General features: G+C 62.7%; 12 protein-coding genes and 1 pseudogene. 3 read left to right on the plus strand and 10 right to left on the minus strand.

Annotation, left to right across the window (positions count from 1 at the left end; genetic code table 11):
* Positions 1–211: pseudogene (locus tag BHC62_RS28765) on the plus strand (hypothetical protein); the annotation flags it as partial.
* A 67-nt stretch (positions 212–278) separates the two neighbouring features.
* Here the strand turns inward: BHC62_RS28765 and BHC62_RS23845 are convergent.
* The 8 genes from BHC62_RS23845 to pedF all read right to left on the minus strand — a co-directional run bounded on the left by BHC62_RS23845 (position 279) and on the right by pedF (position 8,865).
* On the minus strand, positions 279–1,757 hold the full coding sequence (locus BHC62_RS23845) for a DASS family sodium-coupled anion symporter (RefSeq protein ID WP_070996383.1): 1,479 nt from the start codon (positions 1,755–1,757) through the stop codon (positions 279–281).
* A gap of 187 nt (positions 1,758–1,944) precedes the next feature.
* Positions 1,945–3,336: a hybrid sensor histidine kinase/response regulator gene (locus BHC62_RS23850; RefSeq protein WP_070996384.1), complete on the minus strand. Its 1,392-nt coding sequence runs from the start codon at positions 3,334–3,336 to the stop codon at positions 1,945–1,947.
* Positions 3,320–4,483, minus strand: a complete 1,164-nt coding sequence (ercA, locus tag BHC62_RS23855; protein ID WP_029298454.1) for an alcohol dehydrogenase-like regulatory protein ErcA — start codon at positions 4,481–4,483, stop codon at positions 3,320–3,322. The genes BHC62_RS23850 and ercA overlap by 17 nt, the downstream gene beginning before the upstream one ends.
* 172 nt (positions 4,484–4,655) lie before the next feature.
* The gene (gene pqqA, locus BHC62_RS27585; protein WP_003243383.1) at positions 4,656–4,727 is read right to left on the minus strand and encodes a pyrroloquinoline quinone precursor peptide PqqA; all 72 of its coding nucleotides are present in this window, start codon (positions 4,725–4,727) and stop codon (positions 4,656–4,658) included.
* Positions 4,728–5,172: 445 nt separating this feature from the next.
* Positions 5,173–6,693, minus strand: a complete 1,521-nt coding sequence (locus BHC62_RS23860) for an aldehyde dehydrogenase family protein (protein WP_029298457.1) — start codon at positions 6,691–6,693, stop codon at positions 5,173–5,175.
* A 28-nt stretch (positions 6,694–6,721) separates the two neighbouring features.
* Positions 6,722–7,648 (minus strand): quinoprotein relay system zinc metallohydrolase 1, encoded by a 927-nt coding sequence (locus BHC62_RS23865; RefSeq protein WP_070996385.1) that lies wholly within the window; start codon positions 7,646–7,648, stop codon positions 6,722–6,724.
* A complete protein-coding gene (locus BHC62_RS23870; protein WP_029298461.1) occupies positions 7,645–8,400 on the minus strand; it encodes a quinoprotein dehydrogenase-associated SoxYZ-like carrier in 756 nt (251 codons plus the stop codon). The genes BHC62_RS23865 and BHC62_RS23870 overlap by 4 nt, the downstream gene beginning before the upstream one ends.
* Positions 8,401–8,403: 3 nt before the next feature.
* A complete protein-coding gene (gene pedF, locus BHC62_RS23875) occupies positions 8,404–8,865 on the minus strand; it encodes a cytochrome c-550 PedF (RefSeq protein ID WP_029298463.1) in 462 nt (153 codons plus the stop codon).
* A gap of 254 nt (positions 8,866–9,119) precedes the next feature.
* Here pedF and exaA point away from each other — a divergent pair, with 254 nt between their 5' ends.
* Together exaA and BHC62_RS23885 are read left to right on the plus strand one after the other, a co-directional pair.
* Positions 9,120–11,012 carry a quinoprotein ethanol dehydrogenase gene (gene exaA, locus BHC62_RS23880; RefSeq protein WP_029298465.1) on the plus strand — a complete coding sequence of 631 codons (1,893 nt, stop codon included), beginning with the start codon at positions 9,120–9,122 and terminating at the stop codon, positions 11,010–11,012.
* Positions 11,013–11,115: 103 nt separating this feature from the next.
* Positions 11,116–11,763: a pentapeptide repeat-containing protein gene (locus BHC62_RS23885; protein ID WP_070996386.1), complete on the plus strand. Its 648-nt coding sequence runs from the start codon at positions 11,116–11,118 to the stop codon at positions 11,761–11,763.
* Between the two features lie 110 nt (positions 11,764–11,873).
* On the opposite strand, the gene BHC62_RS23890 is transcribed toward BHC62_RS23885, so the two are convergent.
* Both BHC62_RS23890 and BHC62_RS28660 read right to left on the minus strand, forming a co-directional pair.
* The gene (locus tag BHC62_RS23890) at positions 11,874–13,532 is read right to left on the minus strand and encodes a ShlB/FhaC/HecB family hemolysin secretion/activation protein (RefSeq protein ID WP_029298469.1); all 1,659 of its coding nucleotides are present in this window, start codon (positions 13,530–13,532) and stop codon (positions 11,874–11,876) included.
* 3 nt (positions 13,533–13,535) lie between these two features.
* Positions 13,536–14,289, minus strand: a 754-nt coding sequence (locus tag BHC62_RS28660) for a YDG domain-containing protein (protein WP_218124035.1), incomplete at its 5' end; no start/stop codon positions are given.

Here is a 14,289-nt window from a genome sequence, read left to right on the forward strand (position 1 = left end):
TCGCGGCTACCCCGGCATCCTGCCGGGGTGCCCACTGCGCAATACCTGCCTGCGGCCATCGTGGTTTAACGGGGCGCCTAAGATCAAAAGCCAGATCAAAAACAGAGCAACAGCAACAGCAACAGCAACGCCAGAGCGCGCAGCTGCATTCCCCTGTGGGAGCTGGCTTGCCTGCGATGGCGGCAGGTCAGCCAATAAATTTATCGATTGACACACCGCTATCGCGGCGGTGCAGCGATCCAACAAGCCATCTCCCACAGCGAGTCGGATTCAGATTTTCAGATCCAGCCCAGCCAGCTCCAGTAGGTCGCGGCGAAGACCAGCATCAACAGGTAGCCAATCACGGTCACCAGCAAGCCCACCTTGGCAAACTGCCGCGCGGTGAAGGTGCCGGTGCCCAGGCACACCATGTTCTGCGGGGCGTTGATCGGCAGGATAAAGCCATAACTGACCACAAACCCCAGCAACATGGTCATGCCCAGCCGGCTGAAATCACCGGGCAGGGTTTGCAGTACGGCAATCAGGATCGGCAGCAACGCCGAGGTCAGCGCGGTGGCGCTGGCAAAGCCCAGGTGGATCACAATCAGGAACGCGCCGAGGATTGCAAACACCCCCAGCGGCCCCAGTTGATCCAGGCCGGTGTGCCCCACCACCTGCGCGCCCAGCCACTGCCCGGCCTGGGTGGTCAGCAGTGCCGTGCCGAGGCTGATGCCCACGCCGAATACAATCACCGTGCCCCAGGGGATGCGCGATTGCACGTCCTTCCAGGTCATCACGCCGATACCCGGCAGCAGCAGGAACACCAGGCCGGCGTAGGTAGTGGAGGTGGTATCGAAGCTGTGCAGACGCCCTTCGGTGGCCCAAGCCAGCAGCAGCAGGACCGAGACCGTCAGCAAGCGTTTCTGCGGCCCGGTCATGGGGCCGATATCCACCAGGGACTGCGCCACGGCCTCTTTGCCGCCAGGAATGCTGTTGCTTTCCGGTGGCAGCAATTTGAGCACCAGGAACAGCAGCACTGCCGACATGATCAGCGCCCACGGCGCCCCGGCGATCAGCCAGTCGATCCACGACACGCGCTGGCCGAGCATCTTGTCCATAAAGCCCACGGTCAACAGGTTCTGCGCCGCGGCGGTCTGGATGCCGACGTTCCAGATACTGGTGCCCTGGGCCACGACAATCATGATCCCGGCGGCGATGTTCGAGCGTTTGTCCACGCCGAACGCGGCAATCACCCCCATCATGATCGGCACCACGCAAGCGCTGCGGGCCGTGGCGCTGGGCACCACCAGGCTGAGCAGGATGGTCACGGCAATCGCGCCCACCAGGATCCCGCGGGTGCTGGTGCCGACCCGGGTCAGGGTGACCAGGGCGATACGCCGGTCCAGGCCGGTGTGGGTCATGGCCGCAGCAATAAACAACGCACCGGCCACCAGGGCCAGGGCCGGGTTGGCAAACCCGGTGAGCGCCATGCTAATCGCCGGGCTGGAACCGATCAGGTGCGTAGGGTCCTGCAAGGACGGCGCGGTGCCCAGCAGGAACGCCATCAACGAAGTAATCATGATCGCACTGGCTTCGTAGGACACCGCTTCGGTAATCCACACCACCACGGCAAAGGCCAGGATCGCCAGCATCCGATGCCCGGCGACCGGCAAGTCGGCGGGCAGCGGCAAGAGCAGCACGCCGATCATCACCAGCACGGCGATCACCAGGCCCATGGGCAGCTTGAAAGAAACAGCAGGTGTTGCGGGGGCACTCATGGAAATCTCCGTCGGCCATGACAATCAAGGCCTGCAGCATGAGGCAAAGCGTCGCGGCGGGTCTTGACAGGTATCAAGGCACAGGCAGTTTTGAGCCACCCTCATCGCAACATCGGTATCTACACAACTTTGCTGCATCGCATAAATCCAGGCAGATAGCGCAGTTGTGGCGAGCGGGCTCCCAGATTTAGGCTGTCGTGTCGGGCGCGGCGCCTAGTAGTTGGCTCAACACCGCCCGCAGCTTGCCCGGCTTGACCGGTTTGTTGAGCAACGGCGCTTCCAGGCGCTGCAACGAGCGTCGGCACTGGTCGGTGCGGTCGGCCGTGATGATCACTGCAGGGATTTTCCTGCCGAAATGCTCGCGCAACTGCCTGACCACCTCGCAGCCGACCACGCCATGATCAAGGTGGTAATCCGCCAGGATCAGCTCCGGCGCCCTGCCCTGCAACGCCACCAATGCAGCGGCCTGATCGGTGGCGGTGACCACTTCGCAGCCCCATTGCCCGAGCAGGGCGCGCATGCTCTCCAGGATGCTGGTTTCGTTATCCAGCACCAACAGGCGCCGCCCCGGCAAAGGGTTGCCGGCCCCGGCCTGGGGGGGTGCGAGGCTGATGGGCAGCGGAACTTCCTCCGACAGCGGCACCTCGATGCTGAACATCGAGCCGCGCCCCGGCCACGAGCGCACGACTACCTGGCAGCCGAGAATCTTCGCGATACGTTCGACAATCGCCAGCCCCAGCCCCACGCCCTTGCGGTCTGCCGCACGGCCGACGTCCAGTTGGTTGAACTCCAGAAAGATCGATTGCAGGCTGTCGGCGGCAATCCCCCGCCCGGTGTCCCAGACCTCCAGGCGCAAGCGATCCCCGCGACGCCGCGCGCCCAGGAGGATGCAACCCTGGTCGGTGTAGCGGCAGGCATTGCTGAGGAAGTTACGCAGAATACGCGTCAGCAGGCGCAGGTCGGTGCGCAGCGCATAGCGGCCCATATGCACCCGCAGGTTCAACCCGGCCGCCGCCGCCACCGACTGGAACTCCGAGACCAGCGGCGCCAGCAATTCGTCGAGGCGATACAGGGCAATATCCGGCTTGACCGCCGCCTGGTCGAGCCGGGAAATATCCAGTAAGTCCGCCAGCAGATCTTCTGCCCCTTCCAGGGCCTGGTGGGTGCGCTCCACCAGAACCTTCTCCACACTGGGCAGCTCCCGCTCGCGTAGGGTAGAGATCAGCAGGCGTGCGGCGTTCAGCGGTTGCAGCAGGTCGTGGCTGGCGGCGGCGAGGTATTTATCCTTGCTGCGGTTGGCGGCCTGGGCCGCGTCGCGGGCGTCGCGCAGGTCCTGTTCGATACGCTCGCGCCGGGCGATCTGCTGTTGCAGGTTGTGGTTGGCTTCAAGCAGTTCATCGGTGCGCGCGGCGACCCTTTGCTCCAGTTCGTCGTTGAGGCGGATGTAGCGCTTGCGCTCGGCCTCCAACTCATCCAGCCGCGCCGTCAGCTCGGGGTAGTGACTCTTGCGCGCCGAGTGATCGCCCAATCCCAGCAGCCCGGCCAGGGCCCGTTGTTGATCGTCAGAGAGCTTCGCCATAGACGACCTCGACGTCACGCTGGCTCGACTCCCGGGGGTTGGTCAGGATGCACGGGTCATGCATGGCGTGTTGCGACAGGAACGGAATATCCGCCACGCGCACCCCGTGCAGGCCGAGGGTTTCATGGAAGCCAATGGCATGCTTGAGCGCAATCAGGTGTTCCACCAGCCGCCCGCAGATCTGCCGGTGATTGAGGCCCCGGCAGTCGATGCCGAAGGTCTCGGCAATCACCTTGAAGCGCTCCGGTGCCGAGTTGTAGTTGAACGCCACCACATGCTCCACCAGCACCGCGTTGCACAGGCCATGGGGCAGATCGAGAAAGCCACCCAGGCTATGGGACATGGCATGCACCGCACCGAGGATCGCATTGGAGAACGCCAGGCCGGCCTGCATGCTGCCCAGCATGATTTTCTCGCGCAGGGCGATATCACTCGGGTTGGCAATCATCTGCACCAGGTTTCCATTGATCAGGCGCATGGCCTCCAGCGCATGGGGGTCGGTCAGCGGGCCATGCCCGGTGGACACAAAGGCCTCGATGGCATGCACCAGCGCGTCGATACCGGTACAGGCCGAGAGGAACGGGTCCATGCTGGCAGTGGTTTCCGGGTCGATCAACGACACATCCGGCACCACCGCCTTGCTGACGATGGAAAACTTCATGCGTTCCTGCTGATTGGAAATGATCACGAACTGCGACACATCGGCCGAGGTGCCGGCGGTGGTCGGGATCAGGATCAACGGCGGGCTGGGCACGCGGATGGTGTCCACCCCTTCGAACTCAAGGATGCTGCGACCATGGGCAACCACGATGCCGATGGCCTTGCCGCAGTCCATGGGGCTACCGCCGCCGACGGCGACGATCACATCGCAATGGTTCTCGCGGTACACCTCGGCGCCCTGCATCACTTCTTCGACACGCGGGTTGGGTGAGACGGCGGTGTACAGGCAGTACTCGATACCCAGGGCCTGCAGGCTGGCCTCGACATCCGCGACCCAACCGGCAGCGACCACGCCAGGGTCGCTGACCACCAGGACCTTGCGCGCACCAAAGGTCTTGGCGTAATTGCCGACATTGTGCCGGGAGCCGGCGCCGAAGATGATTTCTGGGGAAACGAATTTACGCAGTTGGCTGAGACTCTGGCTCATTGGTAAGCCTGTTTTTATTGTTTTTGGAAGATACGGGCCACACTAACGCATCCGCTGGCGAATGCAATCAGACCAATGGGCTAACCCTTATCCCTTGTGGGCGCTGGTTTGCCGGCGATAGCGCTGAGCCAATCCGGCCGCCATCGCCGGCAAGCCGGCTCCTGCAACGCTTTCAGCGGTTGGCGAAATACATGGTCACTTCAAAGCCGATACGCAGGTCGGTGTAGGCGGGTTTGGTCCACATGGGGGCGATCCTCTTGTTATGCCGGGAGAGTCCGGTGGGTTCATTAATGCATGGGGGGGGCTGGCGGGCGAATGCTACTTTCGAACGACTCGGCGGCAGACATTAGTCGTGGATGTATGTGGAGCAAACGGTGGGGCTTGCTTGCGATGGGCAGGAGTCTTTAGGCAAATCGCGCTTTTGGGTCGGCATGCCCGCAGGCAGGCGTGGTTTGACGGGGCGCCCAAGATCAAAAGCCAGATCAAAAGCAGAGCAACAGCAACGCCAGAGCGCGAAGCTGCATTCCCCTGTGGGAGCTGGCTTGCCTGCGATGACGGCAGGTCAGCCAACAGATTTATCGACTGATACACCGCCATCGCAGGCAAGCCAGCTCCCACACCTGACTGCATTTCAACCAGTCAGGCTGTCTACCCATCAAACGGTGGAAGCTGGCATTTCAATCAGAAGATCAGAAGAACCCCAAAGGATTAATGTCGTAGCTCACCAGCAGGTTCTTGGTCTGCTGGTAATGGTCAAGCATCATCTTGTGGTTCTCACGCCCCACGCCGGACTTCTTGTAACCGCCAAACGCGGCATGCGCCGGATACAGGTGATAACAGTTGGTCCACACACGCCCGGCCTTGATCGCCCGGCCCATACGGTAGGCACGGTTGATATCGCGAGTCCACAGGCCAGCACCCAGGCCAAATTCGCTGTCGTTGGCAATCGCCAGGGCTTCGGCTTCGTCCTTGAAGGTGGTCACGCCCACCACCGGGCCGAAGATTTCTTCCTGGAACACGCGCATTTTATTGTGGCCCTTGAGCAGGGTCGGCTGGATGTAATAGCCGCTGGACAGGTCGCCCTCCAGATGTTCGGCAGCACCGCCGGCCAGCAGTTCGGCGCCCTCCTCCTGGGCGATGGTCAGGTACGAGAGGATCTTGTCGTACTGCTGCTCGGACGCCTGGGCGCCGACCATGGTCTCGGTGTCCAGCGGGTTGCCACGCTTGATCTTGACGATCTTCTTCATCACTTCGGCCATGAACGGCTCGTAGATCGACTCTTGCACCAGCGCCCGCGATGGGCAGGTGCACACTTCACCCTGGTTGAAGAACGCCAGCACCAGGCCCTCGGCGGCTTTCTCGATAAAGGCTGGTTCCGCCTGCATGATGTCTTCAAAGAAGATATTCGGTGACTTGCCGCCCAGCTCGACGGTGGACGGAATAATGTTCTCGGCCGCCGCGTGCATGATGTGCGCGCCCACCGGGGTGGAGCCGGTAAAGGCGATCTTGGCGATGCGCTTGCTGGTAGCCAGGGCCTCACCGGCTTCACGGCCAAAGCCCTGGACGATGTTCAGCACGCCCGCTGGCAACAGGTCGGCGATCAGCTCGGCAAACACCATGATCGACAGCGGCGTCTGCTCGGCCGGTTTGAGCACGATGCAGTTGCCGGCGGCCAGGGCCGGGGCGAGTTTCCAGGCGGCCATCAGCAGCGGGAAGTTCCACGGGATGATCTGCCCGACCACACCCAGGGGCTCGTGGAAGTGATAGGCAGTGGTCAGCTCGTTGATCTCGGCGGCGCCGCCTTCCTGGGCGCGGATGCAGCCGGCGAAGTAGCGGAAGTGGTCGGCGGCCAAGGGTACGTCGGCATTCAAGGTCTCGCGTACGGCCTTGCCGTTGTCCCAGGTCTCGGTCACGGCCAGGACTTCCAGGTGCTGCTCGATGCGGTCGGCAATTTTCAACAGCACCAGGGAACGATCCTGGGGCGAGGTCTTGCCCCAGGCGTCGGCAGCGGCATGTGCAGCGTCCAGGGCTTTGTCGATATCGGCGGCGCTGGAGCGCGGGAATTCAGCGATCACTTCCCCAGTGACGGGCGAGGTGTTGGTGAAGTACTCACCGTTGACCGGGGCCACAAACTCACCACCGATAAAGTTACCGTAGCGTGGTTTGAAGCTGACGATGGCGCCGGGGGTGCCAGGTTGTGCGTAGATCATGATGAGGCCTCTTTCGGGGGGGATGTTGTTATTGATCTATCCGTTGCATCTGCCCGCGTTCGTAGCGGGGATACAGGTGGCTGACACTGCGGATCAGTTCGTAGCGGCTCAAGCTGATGGCCGCAAAACGTTCGGGGATGGGGCTGCGGATCATCTCGCCCATGGCGCTGCCGTTGGCGGCACCGGTGGCCATGAGCTGGTCGAGCCAGCCCAGGTAGTCACGCATTTGCGCGAAGGGTTGGGTGTCGATTGCCACTGGGCCATGACCGGGCACGATCACCTTCCAGGGCAGGCCTTGCAGGGTGGCGATATCCGCCAGCCATACCGACAGGCCCGGGGTATTGGGGGTGGTCAGGGCGCGCTGGTAAAACACCAGGTCGCCGGCAAACAGCACACCGGTTGTTTCATCGAGAATCGCCAGATCGGCCCCCGTGTGCCCACTCAAGGCCAACAGGCGCAAACGATGATTGCCAAAGGTCTGCACGCCCGGCGTGACGGTTTGGCTCGGCAGCAGCACTTCGGTGCCACGCATCCAGTCGCCAACCATGCGGTACATGTTTTGCGCCATGGCGTCGCCCTGCTCGCGCAGCAGCGTGGTAGTGCCTTGCAGGGCGCCGATGGGCACGTCCTTGAACGCCTGATTGCCCAACACATGGTCGGGATGGTGATGGGTCAACAGGACCTGGACCACCGGTTTGTCAGTGACCGTGGCAATCGCCTGGCGCAAGGCTTCGCCGTAGCGCCGGGACGGGCCGGTGTCGATCACCACTACCCCGGTTTCGGTGACGATAAACCCGGCATTGACGATATTGCCGCCGTTGTCCCTGGCGAAATTATCGGTACTGCCTTCCAGCAGCCAGGTGTCGGCGGCGATCTGCCGGGGCTTGAGGGCGTAGTCCAGATCAGCCAGCGCCGGCAGGCTCAGGCCGAGCAATAGCCACAGCAGCAGTTTCATGGGAGCGCCCCTTCGAATTGGCTGCCGCTGGTGTCGCGCAGCACCAGGCGCACTGGCCCTGGGCTTTGCAGGTCAAACGCCAGGTCGGGGTTCTCGCTGACCGCCGCAAACAACTCCAGGCGTGCCAGCACCCGATCCTGGGCGTCGCGCAATTCGGCATGGTTGATATAGAACTCAGGGATGCCGCTGACCATGCCATTGTCCATCGGGTGCGCTACTTGCAGGCGCAACCGGCTGAAATCGCTGCGTGGGTAACGACCGCCCAACACTTCGCCCAAATGCTCTTCCCAACCCGGCTGGCTGCGCACCACGCTGGGTGCCGTGCAGCCACCGCCGGCGGCGTCGATCAGGGTCGAACCGACGTGCCACAGACCATCCTTGGTCAATACGGCGGCGCGCAACGGCGTGGCCTGCTCGATCCGAATGCGGATCGCCAGCCACGGCAACACACCCTCGCCCGGCTGGAAATCGACGATTTTCGGCAATGGATTGAGTTCGGCCCAGGCGATGATTTTCACCACCTCGTCCTTGAAGGCGCGAGCGTCGATTTCCAGCGGTACCTGGCGTGCGTCCTCGGCAAATGGCGGCGCCAGCAACTTGACCCGCTCATCAAAGACGAACGGGGCGTTGTCCAGATACTGCTTGTGGTAGTAGCTCCACATCACCGACGGCACCGGGTCTTTGCCGGGGTCCATCCCGTAGGCGGCCAGTGGCAACCAGCAAGCCAACAGCCAATGTGCGCGCCAGCCCATGGCTTACTCCTCGACGTGCACGCTATCAAGATAAGTGCGCACCGCCCACAAGGCTTCCTGGCTCAGGTAGTCGGCCATCTTCGGCATATACACCCGGCCATCGCGCACTGCGCCATGGCGCACCCGCTCCACAAACCATTCGTCCCCGGCATCGCCTTCATCAAGCATGCGCAGGTCAGGCGCGATCCCACCGGACTTGGCTTCCAGGCCGTGGCACGCGGCGCAGTTCTGGTTGTAGGCCGAAGCGCCGACTTCCACGGCCTTGTCGCGCTGCGGCGACTGGCGATACGGGTTCACCGCCGCCCAACCATCGGCATCCAGTGTCACGCCGGCATCCTTGACCGGCGTCAGTCCCTTGGTTTCCACGGCAGTGGGTGTCACGTTGCCATGGGCCCAGACGGAGCCTGTACCGATCACGCCGGCCAAGAGGCCAGCCAGCAGCAAGGCGTTGCGTTTTGTTGTCATTGTTTTTCCCTCAGGATTGCACGCAAAACCCCTTTGCAGAGGCTATGGCAACCATCTTAGGAACGCCTCGCCAAGGGCCGTATGCTGCTTTGGTGGCCGGGGTCTACTCCCTTGGTAGTAAGGCTTGCGAGGCACTGCTAAATCAGATGCGGTTCGGGAAATTGTCCCGGCCACACCGGGACATTTTCCGTATCCGGGCGCCCCGTCCACGCAGCAACCTGTGCAGGCCAAAACCTCCACTGGGAACTGCAACCATGACAATAAGATCGCTACCCGCCCTCTCGCCGCTGAGCCTTGCCGTGCAGGCTTTCCTGCTGGTCGGCAGCCTGTCCTTGAGTGCGGCGAGCTTCGCTGCGACCGAACCTTCGAAGCAGACTCGCAACATCACCTGGGAAGACATTGCCAACGACCACCTGACCACCAAGGACGTGCTGCAATACGGCATGGGCACCAATGCCCAGCGCTGGAGCCCGCTGGCCCAGGTCAACGACAAAAACGTATTCAAGCTGACGCCGGCCTGGTCCTACTCGTTCGGCGATGAGAAGCAGCGCGGCCAGGAATCCCAGGCTATCGTCAGCGACGGTGTGGTCTACGTCACCGGTTCCTACTCCCGGGTCTTCGCCCTCGACGCCAAGACCGGCAAGCGCCTGTGGACCTACAACCACCGCCTGCCCGACAACATTCGCCCGTGCTGTGACGTGGTTAACCGTGGTGCGGCGATCTTCGGCGACAAGATCTACTTCGGCACCCTCGATGCGCGCCTGATCGCCCTCGACAAAAACACCGGCAAAGTGGTGTGGAACAAAAAATTCGGTGACCACGCCGCCGGCTACACCATGACCGGCGCCCCGGTGCTGATCAAAGACAAGGTCACCGGCAAGGTCCTGCTGATCCACGGCAGCTCCGGTGATGAATTCGGCGTGGTCGGCCAACTGTTTGCCCGCGACCCGGACACCGGCGAAGAGGTGTGGATGCGTCCGTTTGTCGAGGGCCACATGGGCCGTCTCAATGGCAAGGACAGCACCACCACCGGCGACGTGAAAGCGCCTTCGTGGCCGGATGATCCGACCACCGAAACCGGCAAGGTCGAGGCCTGGAGCCACGGTGGTGGTGCCCCTTGGCAGAGCGCCAGTTTCGATGCCGAGACCAACACCATCATCGTCGGCGCCGGCAACCCCGGCCCGTGGAACACCTGGGCGCGGACCTCCAAGGACGGCAATCCCCACGACTTCGATAGCCTCTACACCTCAGGCCAGGTCGGCGTCGACCCAAGCACCGGCGAAGTGAAATGGTTCTACCAGCACACGCCAAACGATGCCTGGGACTTCTCCGGCAACAATGAGCTGGTGCTGTTCGACTACAAGGACAAGGACGGCAAAGTGGTCAAGGCCACCGGCCACGCCGACCGCAACGGGTTCTTCTACGTGGTGGACCGCAACAACGGCAAGCTGCAGAACGCCTTCCCGTTTGTCGACAACATCACCTGGGCCAGCCATATCGACCTGAAGACCGGGCGCCCGGTAGAAAACGAAGGCCAGCGTCCGGCCAAGCCATTGCCGGGTGAAACCAAGGGCAAGTCGGTGGAAGTCTCGCCGCCGTTCCTCGGTGGCAAGAACTGGAACCCCATGGCCTACAGCCAGGACACAGGCCTGTTCTACATCCCGGGCAACCAGTGGAAAGAGGAATACTGGACCGAGGAGGTCAACTACAAAAAAGGCTCGGCGTACCTGGGCATGGGCTTCCGTATCAAGCGCATGTATGACGACCACGTCGGCACCCTGCGGGCGATGAACCCCACCACCGGCAAGGTGGTGTGGGAGCACAAGGAAGCCCTGCCGCTGTGGGCTGGCGTACTGGCGACCAAGGGCAACCTGGTGTTTACCGGCACGGGTGACGGGTTCTTCAAGGCCTTCGACGCGAAAACCGGCAAGGAGCTGTGGAAGTTCCAGACCGGCAGCGGCATCGTCTCCCCGCCGATCACCTGGGAACAGGATGGCGAGCAGTACATCGGCGTGACCGTAGGCTACGGCGGCGCGGTGCCGTTGTGGGGCGGCGACATGGCCGAGCTGACCAAGCCGGTGGCGCAAGGCGGATCGTTCTGGGTGTTCAAGATCCCAAGCTGGGATAACAAGACCGCCCAAAAATAATCCACTCCAGGGCGAGGGGCGCTGTCCGTGGCGAGGGGGCTGGTCCTCCGTTGGGCCGCGCAGCGGCCCCTCCACCCAAAGCCCCTTCCCTCAAGGTCTTGCCATGAACTACCTACCCCTCGTGCTACTCCTGGCTTTACCCATCGCCCACGCCGACGACGGCGACGACCAACCCCTGGTCATCAACGGCTGCACCATCGCCCCCCACAGCCAATGCCCCGGCGCCAGCCTCAAGGGCGCCAACCTGCGTAACCAGGACTTGAGCAAAATGAACCTGGCCGGCGCCGACCTGCGCGAGGCCGACCTGCGCCACGCCAACCTCGACCTGGCCAACCTGGAAAAAGCCCAACTGCAAGGCGCCAACCTGACCCGCGCCAGCCTGCAACAAGCCAACCTGCGCCTGGCCGACTTCACCGGCGCGACGCTGATGGCCGTACAAGGCTGGGGCATGTTTGCCCAAGGCGCGCAATTTGAAAACGCCAACCTCAGCGCCGCCAACCTGCAATTTGCGCGATTGTCCGGGGCCAAACTGCACAAAGCCAACCTGCGTGCGGCGGACCTGGAAATGACCTGGCTGAGCAAGGCTGACCTGCAAGGTGCCGACCTCAGCGATGCCAACCTGCAAGAAGCCAAGTTCGGTGAAAGCAACCTGGAACAGGCCACCCTCACCGGCACCCGCCAGCACTATGCCAATTTCCAGGATGCCAATATGGAAGGCTGCAAGGACTGCCCCACCACCTGGGACCGCTAACTCCTGTCGGCGATGAGGGCCTTGGGTCCTGCGCAGCCAATTCGGCCGCCATCGCCGGCAAGCCGGCTCCTGCAGGGGGCGATTTATCCTGTGTTTGCAGAGGCTTTGGCCTAGAAGGCTTTACTCACCTGTGCCCACACCCGTGGCGTGCGCGATACGTCACTTTGCGGGTCCGCATTGCCGACCCGCCAGGCCGCAACAGTACTCAGGCGCCAGCCCGAAGCACTCCAGTTGGCGCCCACGCCGGTCGCCGAGAGGCTGCGGTGGTTTTCCCCGTCCGACCATGTGTCTTTGTTCAAGCGCACCGAACCGTGATCGACAAAGGTCAGCAGGTTCCACTGTTCAGTCAACGCATAGCGCAGTTCCAGATTGGCCACATACCCCTGGTCACCCGATGCCTCGCCCTGGGGATAGGCCCGCACGCCATAGGCGCCGCCCAGGCTGATCTTCTCCGATGAGTCGAGGTTGCCGTCCGCCCACTGGCCCTGCACCTGCCCATACAGGCTAAAACGCTCACTCAAGCGTTGCAGGCGCACCACGCTAGGGTTGATCTTCTGGAAGCGCCCGGCGGTTTTTGCGGTCAAGCCATCGAACAGTTTGTCGAAGGCCCCGTCCAGGTTCAGGCTGCCTTCGCTCCAGGCCAGGGAGAACGCACTGACGCCACCGCCCAGCAGGTTATCGCGCAGGTTACCGTCCACGCTGGCAGTCACTACCCGCGCCTGTTTCTTGCTGCTTGAATCGTAGAGGTCGATGTCGTCGCGCAGGTGTTTGTGGTCGTATTGCAGCTGCGCATTCAGGCTGAAGGCGCGGCTGCGAATCAGCGGCTGCTGGACGAACACGCTGGCAATCCGCGCATTGCCCTTGGCATCCAGTTCGTCGAAGTCCTTGGCCAGTTGGTAGTCCATGTCCGAATAGGCCACGCCCACCTGGGTCGACCACGGGCCGACCGGCAGTTGATAAGCCGCGCGGTAGTAGTGCTGGTCCTCGTCGCTGCCCATCACCCGCACGCTGGCCTGATCGCCCAGGCCCAAGGGGCTGGCCAGGTTCAATGTCCCGCCCAGGCGATACTCGCCGGTGAACCGGTTGCCGTAGTTGTCCAGGTCCACCTGGCCAGAAACCAGCGGCGCATCCTTGACATCCACCACTAGGTCAGTGGCGCCCACCACCGCGCCGGGTTGCAGGGTGGATTGGACGGCCACGCCAGGGGTCTGCTGCAGCAACAGCAAACCGCGTTCCAGCGGCGCAGCACGTACGGCGTCCCCCGGGTCCAGTGCCGACAGCGGCGCCTGTAGCACGCCATCGCGCACACGGGATTGGTTGTTGATCCTGACCTGGCCGTATTGCCCTTCCAGTACGCTGATGCTCACCACGCCCTTGTCGATTTCTTGCGCCGGTAAGTAAGCACGGGCCAGCGGGTAGCCCTGCTGGCGATACAACGCAGTGATACGCGCTGCACCGGCCTGCAATTCACCGAGGCTGACCACACGGTTTTGCAGGTCGACCAGCAGCGCCAGCAATTGATCGTCGGCAATCACCGTGTTGCCGGTAATCGTAAAGCCATTGACCTGCAACGTCGGCCCGGTGACTTTCGCCGTGGTGTCCGGCGCCGCAGGCAGGTTCAATTCCAGGGTCTGTTTGGGCGGCAGGCTCAGTGGCTGGCTCTGGATTTCACGCATCGACTGCCCGGCATCCGGGGCGATTTCAGCGTGGGCCATCCCACCTGTCGCGGTGAGCAAGGCAAGCGCAATCGGGTTTAAACGCAGACGCATGAATCAGAGTCCTTCTGGAAGGCGTAAGCCTTGGTCAACGAGGGTATAGAGATCATTGGGCAGGTGCAGCCCGCTGGGTACCGGGGCCTGTGTCGGCTTGGGCAGATTGCGCAATGGCTCGACGACTTCGACCACGGTTTGCAGCGGCGCCAACGGCGGTGCATCCACCGTCAGCAGGCCATCGATGTAAGCGATCTGGTAGTTGGTGGCAGACAGGCCCGAAGCACTGACCTGATACTCACCGGCGCTAGCACTCGAGGGTGCGCTGAACAGCAGGCTGCCGCTCAGGTCTGAAGCCACGCTGTCAGTGCCGAGCAGCCCGTCATAGGCAACATCGAACACGGGGGTTTGGCCTTGCGCGACCCTCGTATCGCCCACGGTGACGTTCAGCACCGCCTTGGTGATATCGGCCGTAGTGGCTGCCGTGCGGCTGACCTGATAGTTGCCCAGGTCCATACCGGCCAGGGTGATATCGCTGATATTCACGGTTTTGCCGGTGGCCGCGTTTTTGTCGCTGAAATTACCGATGGCCGAGAGCACAGACACATCGTCACCGCTCACCAAGCCGTTGAAACCGGCACCCGCCAGGTTCAGCACCGCGCCAGTGGCGGCGTCGTAGACCTTGTTGCCCGCGGTGATGCCAGTGACGTTCAGGGTTTTGGCGCTGATATCGGCGCTCAGGCCCATGGGATTGCTGATGCTGTAGTTGCTCGCCAGGCCGCCGTTGCTGCCATTGACCAGGGTGGCGCCGCTGGCG

The organism is Pseudomonas sp. 06C 126, assembly GCF_001855215.1.
In the GTDB taxonomy this organism is placed as follows: domain Bacteria; phylum Pseudomonadota; class Gammaproteobacteria; order Pseudomonadales; family Pseudomonadaceae; genus Aquipseudomonas; species Aquipseudomonas proteolytica.

Excerpts from the sequence above, each read along its gene's own strand:
- BHC62_RS23845 (WP_070996383.1), bottom strand. The coding sequence starts at position 1,757 with ATGAGTGCCCCCGCAACACCTGCTGTTTCTTTCAAGCTGCCCATGGGC.
- BHC62_RS23850 (WP_070996384.1), bottom strand. The coding sequence starts at position 3,336 with ATGGCGAAGCTCTCTGACGATCAACAACGGGCCCTGGCCGGGCTGCTG.
- ercA (WP_029298454.1), bottom strand. The coding sequence starts at position 4,483 with ATGAGCCAGAGTCTCAGCCAACTGCGTAAATTCGTTTCCCCAGAAATC.
- BHC62_RS23860 (WP_029298457.1), bottom strand. The coding sequence starts at position 6,693 with ATGATCTACGCACAACCTGGCACCCCCGGCGCCATCGTCAGCTTCAAA.
- BHC62_RS23865 (WP_070996385.1), bottom strand. The coding sequence starts at position 7,648 with ATGAAACTGCTGCTGTGGCTATTGCTCGGCCTGAGCCTGCCGGCGCTG.
- BHC62_RS23870 (WP_029298461.1), bottom strand. The coding sequence starts at position 8,400 with ATGGGCTGGCGCGCACATTGGCTGTTGGCTTGCTGGTTGCCACTGGCC.
- pedF (WP_029298463.1), bottom strand. The coding sequence starts at position 8,865 with ATGACAACAAAACGCAACGCCTTGCTGCTGGCTGGCCTCTTGGCCGGC.
- exaA (WP_029298465.1), top strand. The coding sequence starts at position 9,120 with ATGACAATAAGATCGCTACCCGCCCTCTCGCCGCTGAGCCTTGCCGTG.
- BHC62_RS23885 (WP_070996386.1), top strand. The coding sequence starts at position 11,116 with ATGAACTACCTACCCCTCGTGCTACTCCTGGCTTTACCCATCGCCCAC.
- BHC62_RS23890 (WP_029298469.1), bottom strand. The coding sequence starts at position 13,532 with ATGCGTCTGCGTTTAAACCCGATTGCGCTTGCCTTGCTCACCGCGACA.